Origin of the sequence: Blautia sp. Marseille-P2398 (assembly GCF_964240315.1) — a bacterium.
Classification (GTDB): domain Bacteria; phylum Bacillota; class Clostridia; order Lachnospirales; family Lachnospiraceae; genus Blautia_A; species Blautia_A wexlerae.
This window is the reverse complement of sequence record NZ_CAXSTD010000008.1, coordinates 44477-69853: the sequence shown is the minus strand read 5'-3', so window position 1 is coordinate 69853 and position 25377 is coordinate 44477. Positions and strand designations below refer to the sequence as shown.

General features: G+C 34.6%; 15 protein-coding genes. 13 read left to right on the top strand and 2 right to left on the bottom strand.

Features of this window, described 5'->3' with window-relative positions; translation table 11 throughout:
* Window positions 1-17: 17 nt before the first annotated feature.
* The 9 genes from ACESZG_RS10400 to ACESZG_RS10360 all read left to right on the top strand — a co-directional run bounded on the left by ACESZG_RS10400 (window position 18) and on the right by ACESZG_RS10360 (window position 6780).
* The gene (locus ACESZG_RS10400; protein ID WP_055053251.1) at window positions 18-818 is read left to right on the top strand and encodes a hypothetical protein; all 801 of its coding nucleotides are present in this window, start codon (window positions 18-20) and stop codon (window positions 816-818) included.
* A gap of 65 nt (window positions 819-883) precedes the next feature.
* Window positions 884-1189, top strand: coding sequence for a hypothetical protein (locus ACESZG_RS10395; RefSeq protein ID WP_055053252.1), 306 nt, complete (start codon window positions 884-886; stop codon window positions 1187-1189).
* 66 nt (window positions 1190-1255) lie between these two features.
* On the top strand, window positions 1256-1465 hold the full coding sequence (locus ACESZG_RS10390; protein WP_055053253.1) for a hypothetical protein: 210 nt from the start codon (window positions 1256-1258) through the stop codon (window positions 1463-1465).
* A 4-nt stretch (window positions 1466-1469) separates the two neighbouring features.
* A complete protein-coding gene (locus ACESZG_RS10385) occupies window positions 1470-1952 on the top strand; it encodes a DUF1064 domain-containing protein (RefSeq protein WP_055053254.1) in 483 nt (160 codons plus the stop codon).
* Complete coding sequence (locus tag ACESZG_RS10380) at window positions 1942-2457, top strand: hypothetical protein (protein WP_055053255.1); 516 nt, start codon at window positions 1942-1944, stop codon at window positions 2455-2457. The genes ACESZG_RS10385 and ACESZG_RS10380 overlap by 11 nt, the downstream gene beginning before the upstream one ends.
* Window positions 2423-2878: a hypothetical protein gene (locus ACESZG_RS10375; protein ID WP_373218133.1), complete on the top strand. Its 456-nt coding sequence runs from the start codon at window positions 2423-2425 to the stop codon at window positions 2876-2878. The genes ACESZG_RS10380 and ACESZG_RS10375 overlap by 35 nt, the downstream gene beginning before the upstream one ends.
* 14 nt (window positions 2879-2892) lie before the next feature.
* On the top strand, window positions 2893-5451 hold the full coding sequence (locus tag ACESZG_RS10370) for a phage tail tape measure protein (protein WP_373218131.1): 2559 nt from the start codon (window positions 2893-2895) through the stop codon (window positions 5449-5451).
* Window positions 5452-5880: 429 nt separating this feature from the next.
* Window positions 5881-6345: a hypothetical protein gene (locus ACESZG_RS10365; RefSeq protein ID WP_368256301.1), complete on the top strand. Its 465-nt coding sequence runs from the start codon at window positions 5881-5883 to the stop codon at window positions 6343-6345.
* Between the two features lie 264 nt (window positions 6346-6609).
* A complete protein-coding gene (locus ACESZG_RS10360; RefSeq protein ID WP_182465158.1) occupies window positions 6610-6780 on the top strand; it encodes a hypothetical protein in 171 nt (56 codons plus the stop codon).
* 998 nt (window positions 6781-7778) lie between these two features.
* On the opposite strand, the gene ACESZG_RS10355 is transcribed toward ACESZG_RS10360, so the two are convergent.
* Entirely contained in the window at window positions 7779-8696 is a 918-nt protein-coding gene (locus tag ACESZG_RS10355; protein ID WP_118592914.1) for a hypothetical protein, read from the bottom strand.
* Window positions 8696-9202, bottom strand: a complete 507-nt coding sequence (locus ACESZG_RS10350) for a hypothetical protein (protein ID WP_373218129.1) — start codon at window positions 9200-9202, stop codon at window positions 8696-8698. The genes ACESZG_RS10355 and ACESZG_RS10350 overlap by 1 nt, the downstream gene beginning before the upstream one ends.
* Window positions 9203-9261: 59 nt before the next feature.
* Here ACESZG_RS10350 and ACESZG_RS10345 point away from each other — a divergent pair, with 59 nt between their 5' ends.
* From ACESZG_RS10345 to ACESZG_RS10330, 4 genes are all read left to right on the top strand, one after another.
* The gene (locus ACESZG_RS10345) at window positions 9262-17976 is read left to right on the top strand and encodes an Ig-like domain-containing protein (RefSeq protein WP_373218127.1); all 8715 of its coding nucleotides are present in this window, start codon (window positions 9262-9264) and stop codon (window positions 17974-17976) included.
* Window positions 17977-18038: 62 nt separating this feature from the next.
* The gene (locus ACESZG_RS10340) at window positions 18039-18983 is read left to right on the top strand and encodes a hypothetical protein (RefSeq protein ID WP_373218125.1); all 945 of its coding nucleotides are present in this window, start codon (window positions 18039-18041) and stop codon (window positions 18981-18983) included.
* Entirely contained in the window at window positions 18980-25111 is a 6132-nt protein-coding gene (locus ACESZG_RS10335; RefSeq protein WP_373218123.1) for a hypothetical protein, read from the top strand. The genes ACESZG_RS10340 and ACESZG_RS10335 overlap by 4 nt, the downstream gene beginning before the upstream one ends.
* On the top strand, window positions 25105-25329 hold the full coding sequence (locus ACESZG_RS10330) for a hypothetical protein (RefSeq protein WP_373218121.1): 225 nt from the start codon (window positions 25105-25107) through the stop codon (window positions 25327-25329). Before ACESZG_RS10335 ends, ACESZG_RS10330 begins: the two co-directional genes overlap by 7 nt.
* The last annotated feature ends 48 nt before the right edge of the window (window positions 25330-25377 follow it).

The following is a 25377-nucleotide window of genomic DNA, read 5'->3' as shown; positions in this document are numbered from 1 at the left end:
TCAAGGAGGAAAATATTATGGCAAATTTTGATTCTCTGGTTATTGATAGAGTCTTAGAAATTGTTGGTGAAAATAGCGATGGAGATTTACTCTATCTGTTAAACAATTTATCTAATGTTTCTATTAATACAACTTCTGAAAGTAAAGATAAAACAGATGCTCTTGGTGTACTGATTAAGAGATTCTATACATCCAAATCTGTAGAAGTATCTGCTGATTGTAACTTACTTTCATTCTCTATGCTGTCTCAGACATTTGGCACAGATAAGATTATTGCTTCAAAAGAATCTAAGATTCTTGCACCAAAAATCTTACATATTGATACAACTGGCATTAAGGAATATACAATTCCTGAAAAGCTGAAACCGAAAGCTCCACTTACAAAGCTTTATGCTCTGGAAGCAAACGGCACATTAGGAAAAGCTTATACTGCTTCTACTACTGCTGCTCCATCTGCAACTGAATTTGTATATGCTGAGGACAGTGGAAAAATCACTCTTCCAACTGGAGTAACAGGTACTCTTATTGCTAAATACGAGTATGAAACAGAAAACGGTGTTAAGGTTACTAATGAGTCTGATAAGTTCCCGACTACTTCTTCTATTACAATGAAAGTTCTCGTTGCAGACACATGTTCTGTAGATGTAGTTCGTGCAGCTTATATCGTATTCCCAAGTTTCCAGGTATCACCAGATTGCGATCTGACACTTGAAACAGATAGTACAATTACATTCTCTGGTGTAGCTCAGAGAGATTATTGTCAGACAGGTTCTCCACTGTATTACATTGTAATGACAGAGGATGATGTAGAGGAATAATCCTTGAATTGTTATGCCCCGGACGAATCCGGGGCATTTCTAATAAGGCAAAGGAGGAATACTCAATGAAATCAAAACCAAGAATTTGTGTAACTTGTGGCACTACTTATGAGTATTGTCCTAAGTGCACTAAAGATGCAGATAAACCTGTTTGGATGGTAGCTTTTCATACAGAAGAATGTAGAAAAGTATATAACATTATTGCTAAATACAATACTGGTGATGTGACCAAAGAGGATGCAAAAAAAGAATTGGCTGATGCTGTTACTCATAAAACAAGATTTACTAAACCTATTCAGGATAAAGTAAATGAAATTATGAAAGAAGAACAGCCTAAAGCAAAAACTAAAAAAATAGTGACGGAAAATTAAATATTTTATTGAGGGGAAAGCCGCACTATTTTTGCAGTTTCCCCTTATTTTTTTCGGAGGAATTAAATGGAGATTGTAATACCTAACTTAAAAGGAGTTCCTTATGATCCGGTTCAGGCAGTGAGAATTATAGACCCACAGCAAATGAAACTTTATTTAAAGCATGGGCTAAAGCCTTTAGATGTTTATTATAGTCCTGATGTGATTGTAATGGTGTTTGATAAGAAAGAAAGTTATCCGTATTACAAAGAATATCAAAATCATACTTTGGAGTGATAACGTGAGGAACTATAAAAAAAGATCTAAATATGGTGTCGATCAAACTACTAAAGGTAAACAGAATCGTACTGTTATAGATAGAAAAACAGAAAAAGAAGTATGTTTCGATTCTCTATTAGAGAAAAGATTTTATGAAGACATCGTATGCGCTGGATTGGACTCTGGTGAAATTGTAGATTATGAATTACAAAAAAAATATAAATTGCAACCGTCTTTCAGGCATAATGGAAAGACTATACGTGCAATAGATTATGTTGCTGACTTTTGGGTCAAATACTCAGATGGAAGCGAACGTGTCTACGACACTAAAGGTGGAATGGTTGATCCTTCTGCCAAGATTAAACGGAAACTGATGTATTATATCTATCCTGATTTGGACTATGTATGGATCACTCATACTAAGTCTACTGGTTGGATCGATTGGGATGAAAATGAAGCTTTAAAAAGAGCAAGGAAGAAAGAGGGAAAAAAGGATGGAAATTAATATTTTAGAATTTGTAAAAGAATATAAAGAGAACCCAGTAGGGGCTTTAGAAAAACTTGAAGTTGAAAATTATGTGCCGTTTGCTACTAAACGAGCACTTATAGATACAGTTATTGAAAGTATTATTGAATATGATACTTCTCTTCTTACATACGAACCAATGAATAAGCATTTAAACTTTTCTCTGACATGTGTGGTTATCTATACTAATCTCACCTACGAAGACGAAGAAGGCCTTGATGCTTATGATGCCTTAGTATCTTCTGGTCTTTTAGATAAAATTATTGAAATGATTGGTGTTGATTATGGAGATATGGTCGCTATGTTTGAAGAAACACTTTCTGCTCGTATTTCATTTACTAACTCTATGTCTAATAGATTAAGTGCATTATTTGGAATATTAGAAAATGTTTTTAAAGAAGCTACTCCGGAACAGTTAGATTATTTACGAAAGTTGGCTGATGTAAAAGATGGGGACAATTCCACAGTTAAGAAAGCTGATTGACCAGGGAATAACTATTGGTTTACAGCAGTTTGTTAATGACTACAAGCCTAAGATGGAAAGAGATGCACAACAGTCAGAAGAAAAATATTATAATGACTATTCTTCTTGGGCGGATGGTTATAGACTTTATGATTTAAAAAATATTCATACAATTACAGGCTTTGCTTATAGTCGAAGTGCAGAGCTTAGAGCACGATTTGATTCAAGCCATATGTCTGGAGGACATGGCATATGGGAACCATTGGAAGGTGATCCAGAAATAGTTTTTTCTTGGGGTTTTGAAACAGGTAATCATGGATTTCGTAAAAAAATAACTCCTATCAGAAATTATTGGGAACAATATTTTCGTGCTAGAAAAATGCATGCCAAAGGGCAAGCAACAAAATTTGTTATCAGCGGATTACATTCTGTTGGTTTATAAAGTGAGGTGAGAAAATGGCTGATTATATAATAAACGTTGGTGTAGAAGTTGAAGACAGTGCGCTAAATGCATTAGAGACACGAATTAATTCTTTAAAAGAGAAGCACATTAAACTAGGTGTGGAATTAGGTAATACTAAACAGTTAACTAAAAATGCACAGACAGCGGTAAAAACAATAAGTAAAGCAACTGCCAAAGCCGCTAAAAATACTCCTGTTATTAAAGGATCTAATCTTGTAGAACAGATGGTCGATCCCGAAAAAGCTTTAAAATCTATGGCTAATACAGCCAATAAGCTGTCAAAGTATCAGGGTAAGCTTGATCTAGGAGAAGTAAAACTTTCTGTAAATCAAGGAATTATGGGAGAACTTGATGGACTTTTAGCCAAACTTAATGAAATAAAATCTACAGCTAAAAACATGGGCTCTATTAAGCTTACTGTTGGAGACAATATAAAAACTAAAGACGGTAAAATAGTTGTTGGAGAAACTACTAGTTCTTCTAATACTGCAAGATCTGCAGGTATTACTCTTAGACAAGCTCAAGCTGAAATTAAGAGAAATATGAAGACAATAGGAACCCTACAGGAACAGTATGTAAGTGGGATTATTGATGAAAGTACTTATAAACAGTCAAAGAGAACTATAGGACATAGAAATTCTCAGCTGGCTAGACAGATACAAAATCAAGGTACTGCTTCTGATTGGGTTACTTCTGCATCTGACATTCGAGGAGCACAGGCTAAGAATCAAGAAGCATACAAAGCAATGACTCAGAGTGCTTCAGAATACGACAAAGTTATCACTAATTTGGGTGAGAAACAGAAGACATTCAATAAAATGGCTCAAGTATATAATCCTAACAATGGTAAACCATTAGATAAAACTCTAGGACAAGGTTATGATGAAAGATTAAAATCTTTCAATGATACATATGAGCAATTAAAAAAATCTCGTGATAGTCTTGCGACTCTTACTGGAGACGAAAGAGACACTGAGCAAGTACGTTTTGCTGCTCTCCACTCTGAAGCCAATCGTCAAGCTAGGTATCTCGGTAATACTAATCAGTTTTTCTCACGTACTCCAAATAGATATAGCCGTTCAGAATATATTGGTACAGATTTAGATCCAGCATCTGATAAGGTCCGTCTTAAGATGGAACAAATGTCAGCAGATCTGGCAAAAGGAAGCAAATACACAACAGAGTTTAATGCAGCACAAGGTAAAATGTATGCTACTATTGATAGAGGGTCTGGTGTATTTGAAAAATATCAATTAGCATATAAAAATGGTCCAGGTAATATTGACCAATCTCTTACTAAAGTTACTCAAAGTGTAAAACCTTTATCTAGTTATATTTCTGAAATGGGACAAAAGTTCCGTAGTCTTAGCCAGTATCTTGTAAGTAATTTTGGATTCCAAGCATTAACAACAGGTGTCAGATCCGGTGTCGAATCAATAAAAGAATTAGATTCAGCGATGACTGAACTTAAGAAAACATCAGATGGTACAAAACAAGAATATAGAGACTTTACTACTCAGGCTAGAACTGATGCCAAAGACATTGGTAGTACAACCACTCAGATTACTAGTAGTGCTGCTGATTTTTCTCGTCTTGGATATAGCTTAAATGAATCTCAGACTTTAGCTAAAAATACAGGTATTTTAAAAAATGTATCAGAATTCGGATCTATAGATGATGCAACAACCGCTATGATTTCCATGATGAAAGCATACGATGTAAAAGTTGATGATTCTATGGATCTCGTTGATAAAATGAATCTTATTGGTAACAACTATGCAATTTCTACAGACGGAATTGCCACTGCTTTACAGGATTCAGGTTCAGCATTGGTAGCAGCGGGGAACGACTTTGACAAGTCAGTTGCTCTTGTTACGGCAGCAAATAGTGTAGTGCAGGATCCATCGAAGGTAGGTGCTGGTCTTAGAACAATTGCATTACGACTTAGAGGCACTTCTGCTGAAGAATTATCTTCTATGGGTGAAGATACAGAAGGTCTTGTAGAGACCACTTCTAAACTTAATTCAAATATTAAATCTCTTACTGCCGTTAACGGTAAGGCTGGAGTTTCTATTCTTGATATGAATGGAAACTATAGAGATACTTATGATATTTTAAAAGATATCTCTCAGGTTTGGGATGATATTGGTAAGCAAGATTTGGCAGATGGTCAGAATAGACAGGCTGCTCTGCTTGAAATGATGGCAGGAAAAAATAGAAGTAATATTCTTGCATCCATATTGCAGCATCCTGAATTGCTTACAGATGTTTATAATGATTCCGCAAATAATTATCAAAATTCAGCTCAGAATGAGCTTAATACATACCTTGATTCTATTGAAGCAAAAACAACTAAGATCAAAGAATCTTGGTCACAATTATGGCAATCAGAAGGTACTACTAATACTTTTAAAGGATTGCTTGATGTTGGCAACGGCGCTGTAGGACTTTTAAATGGTTTAGGACTCAATAAAACCTTAGCCGGAGTCGGCGGTATGCTTGTTAGCCATGCTATGGACTGGGGTGGGACAAATTATCAGTTGGTCCTTTAGAAAACGCCCCATGTAACCTGGTGGTGACACGGAACGATCTCATATGAGAAAGGGGTTACTAAGCAAACAACCGAAACTGTCTTTATTCGAAGGAATAGAGAAATGCTTTTAATTTGGCATTCAGGGTGAACCGAAGTATATACTACTCCCCAATTACAGTAATGTAATAGGTATAGTAACAATGTATATATATGGGTGATCTGCAGCGAAGCTTCTCTCTGAGAAGAACGTTCATCGACTATAATGGGAACTTGGTCTCCGGATCAAGAAGGAATAGTCAGGACTGTTAGGCAGCTTACGCCGAATAAATTAAAGGGTAAATACATCTTACTCTCGTAAGCAATCTTACCTTATGTGCAAAGGTGATGTAAGCACAAATCTTTACTTTATTATTCTTCTATGCTATATTTCACATAGGAGGGTAAAACTATGATAATAAATAATTCTATCAGAACTTATGCACCAATTGCTCCGCCATATTTTGACGGATGCTTATTTATGAATGCAACTTATGAAATGCCAGAGGAACTGGCCAATTTGTTTACTAAAGGATTAGAATCCTTAAGCAAATATTTATATGAAAAAAATATTGATCCTACTAAATTATTTCCTGTAAGTCTAATATTTACAAAAGATGGCAGTTTTTCTGTCACCGAAAATGAAGCAACCACTTATGGAAGATGTATGTCTTTTTTAGTATACTCCATGGAACGGATAATTACATCTAACAATCAACACATGCAACTATTCGCATTTATTGAAGAATTAGTGCATTACTATTTTCAAGAAACAAATGAAACAAAAGTCAAACTAACTACTTTTTCTGTTGTTCAGAAAATATTCCCAGAAATAACTTTCGAGGAGGTAACATCATGGGGAGTAAATTGGAGCTAATGTTTATTAGCAAAGAGAAAAGTCAGATAATTGATTCTCCTGTTATAAGAGGTATTACTTGTGATACTTATAAAACATACTTACAAAATTCATCAAAAGAGCAAAAGACTATTCAGTCTCCTGCTCTTTCTTAGTATAATACGTACAATCTTCATTTTCAAAGTACGGACATTCCTCTTCTTTACACTCTTTGTAAAGAGGACATTCTAATATTTCCATAATCTTTAAACCTCCATAATATAGTTTTGAAAGTAGGTGTATTTAATGGATAAAAACATTTTTGATAGATTAGTTCCTGAATATATTCAAAATCTAAGCTCAAACGAAATTACAGATTTACTTATAGAAATCAGTGATATTGGCAGAACAAAATTTATCAGTAATTACCCAAAAGAAATTGCTAATCAACTCCCAGGATATGACTTATACGAATAATCTTTTTCGGTTGTATTCAATGCAGTCGAGATTGTTAACTTTCCTATAGTATTATGCAAAGTGTTGGTGCACAGAAAGGAGAACTGCTGTGACAGTTCTCCTTCTATTAAAAATTTTAAAAAGAGAAATACATATGACGAAGTAATTAAATGATAAAGTAGAACATTATTAGCGATTAGTCAACTTTTTTATTCTTGTATTGTCTTTTCATCATTCCGGTGATAAATTTGACTTTCTCATCAGATAATTCTGGATGGTTGCAAATTTGATCAACGGTATGATTTTTCGAGTTATAATATAGACCAGCTAATATTACAACAAGTAAAAGACTACCAAGAGATATTATTATTCCAGTATTCATATTCTTCTTTTCACCCCCTTCCCTTATAAATTTCTTTATTGGGGAAGTGTATTGCCCAGAACGGGCAGATTCTTCGTCCGCATCAACAATACAGAATGTATGCCAACACTTCTGCATGATCAAAAGAAATGATCAAGTATATTATCGTGCAGCGAGTTATAATGCAGCACCTATAACCATAATATACCTAGTAGTATAATAACAATATTCGACAACTTTGTATATCCAGAACGTGAGTTCATTAAATTTTATATATTCTGTTGATTATACTCATCTACAAAATCATTTAATATTTTACGAAAGAATTCATCCATGAAAAATATTTCCTCCAAATGCAAAATTCGTTTCATAAAAACATCTCTTTATATGAATAAAAGATTTATTACAAGAAAATTTAAATATTTTGTCTTGTATGTTAAAACAATCTTTTACTTTATATTTGATAAAAGAAAATGTTTCCTATTAAAAAATGAAATTGAAACACAAAAATTATGTGATATTATTGATGATAGAGTATTTTATTTGTCATAATTATCTTCTTAGCCACCATGTGTAACCGCACTTCCGGCAGATTATGATTAAATTGCTCATAAACTATCATTATGTATATCCGCACGTATTACATTTAAAGCTCTTGTTATAAGGTTCTATATTCCATACTTACTCCTGGAAATTTCTCATATAAAAAATCCATATCTTCTCGGTAGCGCTTGATAACAGTAGCTCTATCATTTCTTGATTCATTTATTGAAATGAGTCCTTGTAAGTGTGAAATAACAACCTCTACACGCATTAACCTATTGGAAACAACATCATACAAAACTTGTTGTCGTACCGACTTAGGTGTAGAGCTTTGTGCATTATATCCATAAAGATGTAACTCAGATTCAGATTTGAATCCGCCAAAGCCATATCCACGAGAATGGCTTGCCCTAATCCTAAAATCAAGCAATACTTTCTGTCTTATAAAATCTTTATAATGGCTTTCATCAATATAATACTTTTTACACTTAGCACAATAAATTAAATTTACTCTATGCTTTTCTTTAGTACCTTTTAAATTTCTTATAATAACTTGTCCATGACTCAATGAATCAGAATGATGTTTTGCACAATACAAAAATCCCTTAAATACATATACGGTTTCTTTATATTTAAAATCAGCCCAATTTTTAATATCCCATTTGGGTCCATAATCAATATATGAGCCTACAGTATTATGATTCAAGTTGTACGTTCTTGTACTGGCATTTTTTGAAGAACTTTCCGTAAATGAGCTTAATGAATGTTGTGCTGGTTTCAGCTTCTTATCAATTTTACTAACATGTTCTACTTCTACACCAAAAAGATATTCTTTTTTGTTATTGCGAGCATTTAGTTCATTTCGATACTGAGAAACCTTTAAGCGACATGTTGTCTGTGGTCTAGCCGTACACATTTGACAATAATGCCTATCAGGTAAAGTGCATATATCTTTATCTTTTTTGGGTCTCCGGTAGATACAATATATATCTCTTTTATCTAATTGTCTTTTAGCATTTACAGGTATGTTCATTAAAACCTAGCTCCACACTTACAGCACTGATAAGTCTTACCAAGATCACCAGCTCCAAAAAGACCAAACAGACCTATCTTCATTGCTTTTCTTGTTCCAGTGATTTTCTTAAGGTTTGTACTGCCGCAGATTGGACACTTAGGCCCAGTAGAGAATTTCTGAGCATTCTGTTTGGCATACCATCTGTCTGTTATCCTGTTTTGCTCTTCTACTCCTTCAGGGGATTCCCAGTATTTTCTTTTTTTAACGGCAGAGTAATCTACTTCATTGTCTAATTTTTTATAGAAATATTTCTCTCGGAGCATTTCATCAGATTCTAAGGAACTAGGACAATGACCGTCATGAGTTTTCTCATATTCTTTTGATAACTCCATATATGCTGTAGACCAATCAATGCCAGTACCTATATAAGTTCCAATTTCACAGGTATAACATCTATCCCCTATTTTATAAGAAGAAGATGTACTGGTCTTTCCACATTTATTGCAAAATAATAATTCTTCCATATTGTTCCTTCTTTCTATTATATATAGTAATTAAGATTTGCTATATTATATCACACAGTTTGGTTTTCGCCAAGAATGAAGATGGAGGAATTTTACCACAATCACGAAGAGTTCAACGTAATGCTGCTATAGCAAAAGGCTATGCAGAAGCCAATAAAAATTATCAAGCATATTCAGATGATTTAAAAGTTCTTAAAGACCTTAACAAGCAACTTGATAACAATGGTCAGGCCATTACAGACAACGAGCAACGTATGGCTAAAGCGAATGAAGCAACGAAGAATGCTAGTCAAAGAGCCAAAGATTATGGCAAGCAAATAGCTACTAATGCTAAGACTCTCACTGATTTTAAAAGAGAAAATGAGGTGGAGAAACCTGATCAACAGAAACAAGGGAAATGGTCCGATGGTCTAAAAAGTATGGCATCTGCTGGTCTCTCAATGATTGGCAATGCTTTTATTTCTGCTGGTGTTGGAATGCTTGTACAAGGAGCTTTCTCATTGCTTGGTAAAGGCATTGACGCTTTCGTTCATAAAAATGAGAACTTAATTGCTAAAGGCCAAGAAGCAAAAGAATCCATTCAATCCCAAACTAAAGCCTATGAGGATCAGAAAGCTTCTCTTGGAGAACTTACTTCCAAATACACAGAATTGTCCAAAGGTGTAAAAATATCCGGTAATTCTATTAAAAATATTAGTCTTACAGATGATGAATATAAGGATTTCTTAGATACAAGCAATCAAATTGCTGCTGCCGCTCCTAGTCTCACACGTTCATGGGATTCTCAGGGTAATGCTATTCTTAATGCAGGAACTAATGCTGAGGATTTAAACACTCAGGTCAATGATTATTTAAAGCTACAGAGGAATCTTACTTATTATGATACAAAGAAAAATATTAGTGATCAGTATAAAGGGTATGAGACTGCTTTAGGAGAGAATAAGAGCAAACAAGACGAATACAAAAATGCATATGATGCAGCTAAATATAAAGTTGATTCTGTACAAAAATTTTCCGACATGCTTAAAAAGCATACAAAAGGAGAAGATACCATCACCTATACGTTGGATCAAACGGCATATGATGCGCTTGGTAACACATTTGGAAAAGCAATAAAAGGTTATAAACAATCAGCAGATGGTCAAAAGATAACTCTTGAATTTGATGGCAAACAATTAGATTTCCTTAATAATGAAGCTGCTAGTGTATTAAACTCAGACAATAGCGAACTTCAAGAAGCTCATACCAATTTAATTAATACTCAAGAATCTATAGATGCCTCTAAAAGAGAAATGGTTTCTTCTATCAAATCAATGGCAAGTACTATTGATTCTTTCGATAGCTGGGAAGATCAAGATAAGGCATCAGAGTTTCAATCACAGTTGAATAGTATGCTTGGTTCTTCAGACGGCACAAGACTACTAGATAATTTTAAGCAGTCCGGCAAAGACATGGACACATGGCTCCGTAACAATGTAGTCAACCCTATGGCTACTGCTACTCCAGATCAACAGAAGCTTTGGTCTCAACTGTTTGAAATGGAACCTAAAGACCAGGAAACTGTAAGAGAATTTGCTGCAAGAAGAGATGATGTCCTTGAGTCTATAGCAGACATTTCTCAAAGCGATTTCTGGACTAAAGGTACTTTAGCCGAAGCTTTTGGTTTTGCTCATACTGAATATGATGACAATGATAAAGCTTATACTGTTTGGGAGAATCAAGATAGTCTTAATAGGGTTAGAGATGCTCTGAAAGGAGCAAAGGCTAGCAAAACTAAAGGCGATGCCGAAAAAGTAAGAGAAGATCTAAAAAATGCTACACAAGATGAACTTGAAATAGCTGTACAGGTTATCACTGATAATAAAGATTTAAGTTCAATTGATGAATTTTATACGGCATTCGAAAAGGCTAAACAAGCAGCTAAAAATATGAGTGATCAAGCAGCCGTTTCTTTAGATTCAATGGAAACGAAAGTATCAACTGCTAAGTCTACTCTTTCTTCTATGGGAACTATTCTTACAGAGACTACTTCTGCAGGTGGAATTTCTAAAGACAATGTTAAGATCCTTTCTACTGCTTTCAAAGATGTGAAAGATCCTCGTGGCATTGAGCAAAATGTTAATGATTTATTCACCACTACTTCTGATGGTATCAAACTAAACATAGATGCTTTGAAAACCTTTACGGAATATCAGGCTGAAGCCACTGATGGAGATTTCGAAAAGGGTATTAAGTTACAGACCAAAGCTATTAAGGATCAAACAGATGTAACAAATAAAGCAAAAAAAGCATGGAAAGAAGCTAAAGGAACTGAAGACGAAGATGATAAAAAAGCTGCCTATGATTCTGAAAAAGATAAATTAAAAGATGCTAGAAACGAATATTTATCTTATATGCAATCTCAGTCTGAATGGCAAGCAACTAAGAAACAGCAACAGGAACTTCTTTCCTATTATTCTCAGTGGCAACGTGCCCAGAGTACGGAGAATGCCGGAGATAAATATAATAACATTGTCGCCGGACTAAAGAATGCTAAAGATGCATATGATAAAGGTCTTGTAGGTACAGATGATTTTAAATCATTTGCCGCTCTTATTTCTCCTACAGGTTCAGATGATAGAGCAAACTTTGCAGAGAACTATGGTAAAGCTGTAAGATATCTCACAGAAGATAAGACAGGTGTTAATAATTTCTTAGCTGATCTTAAATCTAAGGGTATGGCATCTTATGATGATGCAAGTAAAAGATGGTCATTTGACATAGATGATATGAGTAAAGCCGCTCGATCAATGGGAATCAGCAAAGAATTCATGAGTGCTAACTTCGGTCGTCTTCGTGATTATGGCATTGATAATAACTTTATATCATCTACAGAAGAAGGTATAGATAGGGTTCAGGAACTTACTTCTGTTCTTTCAGACGAACAAAAACGACTTGAAGAATTAAAGAATACAGATAGCACCAATACTACTGCTATTACTGCTTCTGAGGACAAAGTTAATAAATATAAACAGGATTTAAAAGAAACCTATGATAATATGGGTGACTACTCTGAAGATGCTGCACAGACTGCTGTTGATAATTTTAATTCGGCAGCAATGGGTGTACAATCATATCAGAATGCAATAGAAAATGTTAAAAAGAATGAGAATCTGACAGAAGCTCAAAGAACTTCTGCAATTAATCAATTAATAGCTAAACAGGAAGAATTAGCTGCCACTTACGGTACTACTGTTAAAGAATTATTAGGAACAGATGTATCTTCATTAATGGATGGCATTATAACAGATTCTGCTTCTGTTACTACTGCTCTTGATGGTATCAATAAAGCATATGAAGAACAGAACACAGATGTTACTTCTTTAGTAGACACTCTTGGAAAATATACTTCTGAACAGTTAGAAGGTATAGATTTCAATGATGGTAAATGGGACACTGAATTAGGTGATGCAGAAAAAGCTGTTGAATCTTTATGTGAAAAACTCGGTTTAACTAAAGACCAAGCTCGTTCTGTTATTGAGGCTTTAAAAGAAGCTGGTAAATTAAAAGATTCTGAGAAAAGTAGTGATTCCTCTAAAGAAACTACTAAGGGGTCTTGGGAGAAACCACAGACTGCTGAACAGATGGGATTCGGTGATGATCCTGATAGGGCTGCTGAATATACACATTCATTGGAAGCTCTTACTGCTGCCCATAAAGAAAACGATGCCGCTACTGAAAAGTCATTTGAAACCCTTTCTAAATATAACCGTACACAATTAGAGGGCATCAAATTAAATGATGGTGCTTATAATGTTGAGGGTATGGAACAGGCTGAAGATGCCATACAACAGTTAGCAGATAAGACTCAGTTGTCTAAAGACCAGATTCTTACTGCTCTTGAAGGTTTAGGTATCTTAAAGGTTAATACAGATACTACTGATGCAACAAAAAATCTGGATTCTGTAGTTACCGAAGCGAAAGAAGCTCAAAATGAATTAACTGATCTCACAGGAAAAACTTATAAATTTGATTTTGATTCAACTGATTTAGATTCTATTCATCAGCAAGTAACTGATTTAGGAACAGAAGTAGATAAGTATAGAGATCGTGATGGTAAATACCATCCAGAGATTACTGGTGGTGAAGAACTCCAGACTGTGTATACAGGAGCTATTTCGCATGAGCAAGATGTAGAATATAACTCCTCTGATATATCTCAAGCCGATTCTAGTTCTAGTATTGTAAAAGCTGCTCAAGACTTTATGCAAGCTAAGAATGAAATGGATGTCCAGACCCAATTATACCAAAAAGGCATGGATAACACTCTGGATCAAGCTACTCAAGATGCTAATGCAGCTTTTGAAACTTTACAGCAAGCTCAGACTGATTCTAAAGTTAAATTAGTAGATACTGATAATATACAAACTGCAGAAGACCAATTGCTTAAAATATCAAATGACGACATAACGGCAAAAGTTGATGTTGAAGCAGATACCAGTGAAGCAGAATCAGATATTGAAAACTTACAAAACGTTTCTGGATCCACTGTAACTTTAAACTGTGATGTTTCTAATGAAGGTAGTTTTGAACAAGCAAAATCTACAATTGAATCTATGCCATCTGATACTACAGCTACTATTGATATGGAAGTTAATGGTGAAGAGGATGTTGAGAAGGCCACCGAATTAATTGAATCTGCCCCTACCAATGGAGCTAAATTAGTTGTTGATTGTGAAGTAAACAATAAAGAAGAATTTGATGAGCTTATGCAAGCTCAAAGTACAGCAAATTCTAAAGGAGCAAATGTAGAAGTACACGCTTCTATTAAAGGGGTAGATGTTGATTCTGCCGCTACTGCTGATACTGAAGTTCCTGTCAAAGGTAAACTTGAAATCGAGCCTTATTCTGGAGATGCTGTTGAAGTCAACGCTAAGGCCAATATCACTGGTGTTACTGGTGGAGAAGGAGTACAAGTAAGTTTAAATGCAAAAGCTAATGTAACAGAAGCTCCCACTGTACCAGATACAACCGTTAAAGCTACAGCTCATGTAGATGAAGCGCCTACTGTCCCAGATGCTGAAGGAATAGCAAATTATGAAGGCATTTTCCCACATGTGGCTGATGATGCATACGGAGTTGCTCATTATGAAGGAGATTTTCCTACCTCAGCTCCTACTATTTCTGGCACAGTTAATTATTATGCCCATATTATAGGTGCTCCATCTGGTGGTGCCATAGCAACTGCTTCGGGTACAATGACTTCAGTTGCCCACGCTTCTGGAACAGCTTATAACGTTCTCAATATGAAGCCTCTCTCTTCTGCTCATGCAAAAGGTGATGTAGCACTTAAACATGATGAACAGGCCATTGTTAACGAAGTAGGTATCAATGGTCATTCTGAATCCATAGTGCGTGATGGTGTATGGTCACTTATTCCTGGTGGTGCTCATATTGAGAATTTGAAAAAAGGTGACATCATCTTTTCAGCTACTCAAACAGAGGATTTATTAAAACATGGTGCTACACATGGTCATGCTAGAGCATATGCACAAGGCACTGCTTCTGGTGTAACCCTTGCTCCTGCCTATGCAGACGGCACATCAGAATTAGATGATACAATTAAAAAAGTAAGTACTCAAGCTAAAGACTGGATAGAAACTGCTCTTGACCGTTTAGAGAGAATCGTTGAAAAGTATCAAGATATCGCTGAAAGCGATTATAGTAATTATAAGTCTTCTGAGAAGAATTATGATAAAGCACTTAAAAATCTAAATAAACAATTACAGACACAAAAAGATTCCAGAGCAAAATACGTAGCTAAAGCAAATGAAGTTGCTTCTGCTGTTGGTTTATCTGATGAACTGAAAAAGAAAGTCCAGAATGGTACAATCAATATTGAAAGTTTATCCGAAGATGATAAGAAACGTGTTGACGCATATCAGGAATGGTATGAAAAAATCTTGGATTGTGACAAAGCGATTCGTGAACTCACTAAGTCACAGAAAGATTTAGCTAAAGCAAAGGTTGAGCGTGTTATTGAAGCTTATGACACCGTTATAGGTAAACGTGAGAACAAAGCTGACTATTACAACGCTAAACAGGAATTGAGAGTCTCACAAGGGTATAATCAGAAACCTGGTTCTATATATGAAAAATACATGAAAAAGGAACTCTATTATACCAATGAACAGAAACGTCTTACTGATAAAGAAATAAAAGAATATAAAGGTAGGATGAAAGAATATCTTAAGGTAAATGGACATAAAACTGTCGATCCAGAATACCAAAAGATGAAGAAACAGCTTTATAGTCTCCAGACAGAGGCTGTTAAGTTAGAAAATGAAGCTGCTGAATTAGTTCAGGCTTTACAAGATAATCGTGAACAGATAAAACAATGGGCTGTTGACCGCTGGGATCGTGCAGGTTCCAAGCAGGATGCAGTAATTGATTACGCAAAAGCAAATGATAATCCTGAGTATCAGATTAACGAAAAGATTTATCAGGAGCGCATTAAATCTAATGCGAGACAGATTAATGCACTTCAAAAGCTTCGTGCAGAAAAAGCCGAATACTATGATATTCATTTTTCTTCTATGAACAATGAAGAAGCTCAGAAGTATCTTGATTCTATAGCACAGATTGACGAACAAATTTTAAAAATCGGCAGTGATATAGAAAATCTGAAAAATGAAATCATGGAGCTTCGTTGGAAACCATTTGATGATGCACAAGATAAACTATCAAATGTTATCACTGAATATCAGACTATGCAAAAACTTCTCGGTGACGCTGAAAGTTTTTACAATGATGATGGTTCATTTACTACAAATGGATTAACTAACATTTTATTAACTCAAGAATCTATAGATGCGACAAAACAGAAGATTGCTAACTATAGGGAAGGTCTTAATAAGCTTGAAGAACAATATAAAAATGGTTGTTACAGCTTAGACGAATACAATGAGAAAAGCAAACAACTTCTTGATGGTATTCAACAAGAATCTACTGCTCTTTCTGAACTGAAACAGAATATGCTTGATATGTATGAGACTCAAATTAAGAAAGAGAATGATTTACTTCAGGAAAATATTGATAAGCGTAAAAACGCTCTTTCTGCTAAAGAGAAATATTACGATTATGACAAAACTTTAAAAAAGAAGTCTAAAGATATTAATACTCTTAAATCCCAGATAGCTGCCCTTGAAGGAACCAGTAATGCTGCCGCCAAAGCTCGTCTTGAGAAATTACGTGCGGAACTTGCAGATGCCGAAGATGATATGGCAGATACCATGCATCAACACGAAGTCGATATGAAAAATACCGGCTATGAGAATTTCTCTAATGAAGCGAATAAAGCTCTTGATAATACACTTGATGCAGTAAAGAAGAATTCTTCGTTTCAGGAAGCTATTATTAGTGGAATGCTTACCAATGTAACCACTAATTATGATAACACATATAAACATTTACATACTGTGATGGATCAGTATGGTGTTAAGGTGTCTAGTACATTTGATACTATGATAGGTAAGTCTGCTGATTTCAATACAAGTTTGATTCAACAGATAAAAGCATTAGAAACCATTTCTAATATGAAAGTTACTCTTCCATATGGAACAAGCAATGGACAAGGTGGCTCTACAACTGGTAATAATACATATACCGGTGCTGAGAATGGTATTCACAATACATTTAATAGCAATAAAGACTCCACTGGTGCTGGAAATGAAACTCCAGGTACAGTTAATAACAAGAAATACAGTTTAAAACTAAACGCTACTGATATTTATTTAACTTATGACCATATTAAACAGCAGCTTAAAGCAACATGGTCACCAAGCAAACCGGAACACTCTGATATTGAGTGGAAAAGTTCTGATGAATCTATTGCGAAAGTTTCTTCTGATGGTACAGTTCGTGGTGTGTCTTCAGGTCTTAATAAGAACGGTTTAATGGCGCGTGATGAGTCTAAAACAAGAAAATGTATCATTACTGCTATTGGCGGTGGTGGTCTTGCTAAAGCCACTTGTACCGTTCATGTAATGCCAAACGCTCATTACGAAGCAATTAAATCCTATGCAGCTAATGCAGGGATTGATGTTACTTCTGGAGATAACTTAAGAGCCGCCATGCAATATGCATATCAAAATGGGGCTAATCATAGCTACCAGTCTGATGTCGCAGTTGAAGGATTCAAAAAGGCATATCTGAAGGATTGGACAAGCTCTCTACCTAATCGTCCAGATGGAGCAACTGATATTCCATCTGGTGTTAGTCAGTTAGTAGGTTACTTCAATTCCAAAGGTAAAAAAGTCGGACCAAAAGAAATGCAACAGCTTGCAGATATTCTTGGAATTAGTACTCCAGGTGTTAAAAAATATGATTCATGGGGTTCTGCTTTAAAAAATCAGATACTTCAAAAGTATAAATCATATGGTTTTGCTACTGGTGGAATAATAAATAAACTAATACCTGCTGATATGAGTACTCTTTTAGGTAAAGCTATTATTAGTAATGGGGATCAGGGATTCATTGGTGCAAAAGTTGGCGAATCAGTAATGACCGAGGAATTTACTCGTCTGCTCAAGCCTTCTATTGCTGCAATGAATAACTTTACCAATATGTTTAACCCGGTTACTCCTACTGCCACAAATAATGATTATACTATCAACAACGAAGTGAACATTAATGTAGCAAATATGAGTAATGATTTAGACATCCAAGATGTCGCAAACAAAGTTTCTACAATTATTAACAAAAATATGACTAGAGACTGGAGAAAGCTTAGATGATAAAAGGACTGCTTCGGCAGTTCTTTTATTGTATGAAATTATAAAATGAAAGAGGTGAATAAATGTTACAATTTGAATTTGATGGACATAATTCTAGTGAATACGGGATTATAATGACTGGAATCACAGACAATGATAATCTTGAAAGCAGATCTTTACAGTTAGGAGAAAAGAATAGATATAGAGCAAGAGAAAATCATTTCGGAACAGTGTACGGTGATAATTATAGCTTTACACTTAGCATCATGAAAAATCCTTGTCACAATATAAATGTGACACCTGAATTATCTAGTGGAATCATTACATACCCAGAAAAATGTACTCCTATATTGAAAAATGGTATTATTACTTTCCCATTGGAGTACATACCAGATGTTAAATTAGGTGTTATACAGATGAATGATACTGATTACCTTTCTTCAAGCAATATCCGTATTATTAATGGCTGGTTAACTTCTCCACAAACACCAAAATTATTTAAGATACTTGGTGGTGACTACTTCTACGAAGATATAGAGTTCTTTGCTACATTCACAGAAATTACTACTGATCATGTTGTGTTCCCATATGAAATGAATTTTACAGTCACTTGCGACAGTCCATATGGTTACACTCCTGAGATTACGCATAATATCACCTCTTCTTCTACTCTTCCAAAAACTTATATAATTAACAACACTTCTGACTGTCATGAAGATTACATCTATCCTCTTATTAAAATTTCCCCTAAAAGCCATGGCACTATTACAATCCAAAATGTAACAGACAATAACGGAACAATGAAAATAAATGCTTTAAAAGATGATGACTTTTATATTGATTGCCAGCATTTAAAAATATATGACATTACTAATTCAATTATAAGTTTTGAAGATTTGGGTGTAAAAGATATAGATAATATATACTGGCTTAGATTGGCTTACGGTGAAAATGAATTAAGATTCACTGGTGATGCTACATTTGAGCTTATTTATAGAGAACCAAGAAAGGTGGGTGCGTTTGGGTGAAAATAAATCATAAGTATGATATTTATGGACGTACTGAGCCTTCTATTATTTATTTAGCTAAACCTGGCAAAAGATTATATTGTGCGCTAGGAGGCATTGATACATCTACCGCTTCATTGTCGTTAAAAACTAATAATACAGCTGAATTAACATTTACTGTTGATAAATACATAAACAATACTGTTACTGACGGGTATGAAGAACTTGATGAGCTAATGGAGCTATACTGTGATGGCATTTGGTTCAAAATAGTAGATCCGCCAACTATTAATAATGATGGTTTGCGTGAAACTAAAGAGATTACTGCTGAGTCTTATGAAATCATGCTTACTCAATATAAACTGAAAAACTTTAAAATTAATATGGGCGAAGAAGATTCCTATGAAATGATGTATCAGGCAACTCATGATACAAATAAGTTTTATCAGATTAAGTTTTATGATTCAGAAAATGAAGATCTAAGTTTTTTACATTTAGTATTAAAACATGCAGATGTCCCTGGTTGGCATATAGGTTATGTGGATAATATTACTCCTGATGACGACGGAAAATTACTCCCTAATAATATATGTAACTTTGAAGTAGACGATCAAAATGTATATGCTTTCTTAACACAAGAGGCCGCACAAGCCTATAAATGTGTGTTTGAGTTTGATACTGTAAATATGACCATAAATGTTTATAGACCTGACAGCTTAGGTAAAGATACAAATGTAGTTTTGGGTTTTAGAAACATTCAGAATAGTATAACTATTTCCAGAGATGAAAATTTAGTTACACAATTTTATGTTGAAGGCTTAGATGATTATAATATTGATGCAGTCAATTTTGGTGATTCTGTAATTACTGATCTTTCCTATTTTATATGTGAGCCTTACATGGATACTTCACTACAAGAAAAATATAATGCATGGCAAAGCTACCGGGAGTCCCACAGAGAAGAGTTTATTAATTTATCCAAAGAATATAATAAAAATTTGGAAGTTCTTACTGAATTAATGAATAGAGTCCCAATTGATACTGCTCAAACAAATTGGTTCGGGAAAAAAGTTGAAGATTTAAAAGATGCATATAATGCTAACATGGCAATCATTAAGGGTTTAGAAGCTCTATATGTTGATGATGAAAAGAATTTTGATTTAGAAGCTTTAAAAAAGTCACATGATTGGCCTTTATATGAATCAATTATGAACTACACTCTTCCATCTATTGTAGCTGCATTACAAGCTCAAGACGAAACCGTAGAAGGATTCGGTAAAGGAAATATTATTTCATGTGTAAATCCGATTGTGTTGGGCCAAGATTGGTATATGGTAAACCCTGGAACTTCTTCTTTTCAAACTATACAAATTGATGATGCTCCTGCTTATGGAATCACTCGTGGAGTTAAAGTAACTGGTACAGATGGTGGCATCTATCAACACAATATCAGTATCGAACCATCTCAGAGATATACTCTTAGTTGTTTTGTAAAAGGATCCGGTACATTTTATCTTGGTTATAATAACACTGGAGAAGATAGAAAGAATGTTGCTTATAACATTACATCTTCTTGGACAAGAGTTTATACTTCTTTTAATCTTTCTTCTCGTTTAATTGATGTAGCATTCGCTGGAACTAATGATTTCACTATATGCGGTATGCAATTAGAGATGGGCGATTCACCTAGCCAGTTTGGGTATTTCACGCAATCTGAAAATATTATAAAAGCTTATGAAACTGATTGGAAGTTATATGGAATCTCAGAATTAAAAGTAAAGATTTCAACTTACGATAGCTGTATTAAAGAATTAAAAAAGAGTGGTTATGCAGATGGTTATAATCCTCTTTCTGGATATGAAGAAGCATATTTTACTCAGATGCATCAAAAATATCTGGATTATCTGAATTTAAAAGATCAGGCTGAGGCTGCTTTAAAAGAACGCCAGGCTGAATATGATAAGGCTAAGAAACCTGAAATTCAAGAGAAACGAAACCAGATTGCAAAAGATGTATTACTTGAAAATTTTGGTAAAGTACAGAACAAATACTCAGCTTTTACTGATAAAGAAACATATATTATTAAGAGTTTATATAGCCAATCCACTTATACAAATGAAAATATTATTGTTACTACTCTTGACAGTACTGCTGATGCCGTAGATAAGTCTAAAGTTCTTTATGACGATGCATTGGAAGAATTGTATGTGGAATCACATCCACAATATACATATACTGATGATGTAGAGAATGTATACGCTCTTCCAGAATTTAAGGAGTACCATGAACAGCTTGCGGTAAATGATTTTGTGCGTGTAGGAATCACTGATACTAATTATATTAAACTAAGAGTAATTGAAATCACATATAATCCTTGTGATTTAGATGAATCTATGGAAGTTACTTTTAGCAATATGATTCAGTACAAAGCTAAAAGGAATGATTATAATACTCTTTTAAACGATGCCCTTAATACTTCCAACCGTAATGGTGGTCGTGTTAATTCAGTCAACAAATCTTCTACTTCTGATTATGTCATCACATCAGAAGCTATCAAACAAATCTTTTCAAATCCTCTATTCAATTCAATGTTAGGTGGAACTGTCACTGGAGGAACCGGGTCTGGCGGAACCATTACTGCTGATACAATTATTGCAGAACTCGTGAAAGCAAAAGAAGGTGTATTTGATAAGCTTACTGTTGATACTGCTTTCATGAAATATCTCGATGTAAAACTTATTTCCGCAGATAAGATCACAACTCGTATTCTCGAAGCGGAACAGGCAAATATTGAAAAGCTGTCAGCTAAGATTATAGAATCTAACCAGATTAATGCTGATATGATTAATGTGAAAAATCTCCTGGCAGGAAATGCTGGTGTAGGTAATCTCCAGGCAGTACATCTTACTGCTCAGAATGTAACTATTGACCAAGCAGTAATCACGGATCTTATTGCTAAGAAGATGACCGTAGCTGACTTAAATACTCATACTGCTACTGCTGATGAGTTTATGATCATCTCTAGTGGAAAAGCTGGTATTGCCTTTAAGAATAGCACTCAGCAGTTCTATGATTCAACAGGAGCTGTTAGGGTACAGATTGGTCAGGATGGTACCGGAAAGTTTAATTTTGTTGTCAAGAACGGTGATAAGACAGCATTATTTGATGAAAATGGTATCACTCAAACAGGTATTCCTGATAACACTATTGTCAATAATATGATCTCTGATGGAACAATCAATAAAGAAAAACTAAGTTTTACTATGGTAGAACCGAATGAACAAGGTGGAATTGATATCAGTCAGGTATACCTTGATGGTAAAAAGTTCGGTCAGCAATATACTTCATTTAAAGACCAGACAACTGAGCAGATTACTAACATTACTGATCCTCAAAAGGGTCAAATCGTACAGAGTATACAAAACAGTTTGTTTAATGAAGACGGATCGTCTATCTATACAAAATATACAGAGTATAAACAAACTGTTGATGGAATTACTCAGACGGTTTCAAATAATAAGCTTGAGACAGATAAAAAGCTTGATGCAGCTTCTACTTCTATAACACAGACTGCTGATAAGTTGAATCTTATTGCTACTGGTGGGACTGGAGAATCTAAATTAGAGCTGACCCCAGATTTTATAAATCTTGTTTCATCTAAAGTTGTAGGTATTAAAGCAGATCAGATCAATATTGATGGTGTGATTACAGCAATCAATACCAATGGCACAACTGCAGGCAAGACTCAGATTGATGCTGGAGCTATCAGTACAGAGAATGTTAATGCTCTCTTGATCAAAACAGGAAAACTGAAATCTAATAATTACAAAGATCCTTCAAACACTTCTCCTCTTTATTCCCAGGCTGGAACATTGATTGACATGGAGAACGGCGCTATTACTTCGAAAAATTTTAGTATAGATGCTTCAGGGGAAGCTCATTTCAAAGGTGACGGAGAGTTTGGTGGAAAGATTTCTGCTAATTCTGGTTATATTGGTGGCGAAAAAGGTTTCGTTATTGAAGCTGGAAAATTGTATTCTGGATTAAAAGATTTTCCTACTCAATATCCCTCTTCTATTTCAACGAATAAAAATGTATATGTAGGAATCAATGGCATTGCTCTTGGTGACGGTAATTTTATGGTTGATTCTAACGGTAAGATGTATGCTAATCAAGGTGAGTTTACAGGTAAGATTGCAGCTAATGATGGATTTATTGGTGGATGGATTATTTCAAGTAATTCTTTAACTGCTAATAAAGGAAGCATAAGTATAAGTCCAGATGGTATTCATTGGGGTGATTACCTAAACATTAATAGTCAAGGCGCTACATTTAAAGGTCATATTACAGCCACTTCAGGAAGCTTTACAGGAGATATAATTGCTAATTCACTTACACTTGGACCAGGTTCAACTGTTAACGGACTAAGTTATAATGATCTTGACGATAGACCTAATATTCCATCTGATCTTAGTGGATATATTACTATTGATGGAAAAATTGGAATTATTCAAAATGAAGATCAAGAAATACCCTCTGGGGCAACTGGATTTAAAGTGTCAAAAAATGGTTTGTTACAAGCAAGTAATGCTATTATTTCTGGTACTATTTATGCTTCTTCTGGTACTTTCGCCGGAAATGTAACCGCAAGAACAATGACTGCAAAAAGAAGTTATAGCATTTATTATAATGATGTAAACGGTAACCCTACTGATTCAAGAGAAATCATCTCTGCTACTAATTGGGGACTTACAAGCGGTGATTTAAGATTCGGGCTAAATAATGATTGCGGATATATGATATCTACAGATGTTGGTGGTGGAAATACTTTGCGAATCATGGGGGATACTCTCCTTGTTACTGCGCCTATGCAAATACAAAGCAATTGTTTAGTACAAAGTCAATTTGTTATAGATACTAAAACAGGATCTATCCCTTATCAGAATATGAAATGGACACCATATGAAGTTAATAGTTCTGGAAATCCAATCTATCTTGATTATGATAATCGAGAATATTTTTCATATAATGGATATGGACATAATCATACGTTGCTTCCAAATACAGAAGGTGGTTGTGCAATTGGTATTGGTAACGTAGATAAGCAAGATGCTGATGTTACCGCTACATGGTGTATTATGCCTTATAATATTTATACTGAAAAAAAAACTGATGAGAATACAAACGGAATCCCGGTTATAACAAGTATCAAAAGAGACGCAAGCGCAACCATGAATATTGGTTCTAAAAATAATAAATTTAATTGTTTGTATGTAAACGCAATTCATATGGGTGGACACACATACACATCTTTAAATTCTGGTGGCGGAAAGATTGCTTCTTACAAAGCAACTGCTAGTCAAGTTAATTATAACGATGATCCTAAAGTAGAGACTTCTGTAAACACTGCAGGAGATACTTTGACATTTAAATTTAGTATCCCTAAGGGAAAAGACGGAACCAATGGTAAAGATGGTAAAAATGGTACTCGTGGGCCACAAGGAGCGACTGGTCCACGTGGGCCAGCTGGATCTGTAGATTATACATCTGTAACGAAAATATATCATAATAGTGAAAAAAATCGTTATGCAGAAGTTACATCAAATGGATCTGCAAGATATTTCGGTCCATATGAAATGGAGGGCTTAAATTTAGGAAATGCAAGCTATAAATGGAAGAATATTTATTATACAGGTGCTTTAAACGGTGGTTCAGATGAGTATATAAAAGATGATATTAAAAGTATTAATACTATTTCATCTATTGACAAGTTTTATATGTCATTAAATCCAATTCAATATAAATTTAAACAACGTCCAAACGATGATGAAATACCTAAAATACATTTCGGATTTGGAGCAAGGGAAACAGAAAGGCATTTAAAAGAAAATAATTTTGAATCAGAAAATTATAGTATGGTTACAAAAGCTATTTTAGATAAGCCTAATTTTGTTGGACGTACTGATGAATATTCAATGAATTACCTTGAATTCATTTCTCTCAATACTCACATGACTCAAAAAGCCCATCATCGTATTGATTCTCTCGAATCTGAAAATCAATCCCTTAAGAATGAAATTCTTATACTCCAGGGACAGCTCTCTCTCATTACTCAACGACTACAAAAAATGGAGGAAAAGTTATGTTAAAAATTAGTGAAACAAGAAATGTATCCGGTCAGGTTATGATCGGTGAAGGTGAAAGCTCAAAGCAGGTTGCTTATCTTAATGCATCTGTTAGTAAAGATGGAAATGTAAATATCAATAAATCTATTCAGGATAGTGAAGCATTTAAAACAAATAAAGAAGCAGTCCTGAAAGATTTTACAGAGTTTGAAACATACGTATATGGAATTATTCCTGAATAAATAAGAGGCCATGAGCAATCGTGGTCTTTTATTATGCAAAGAAGGTGA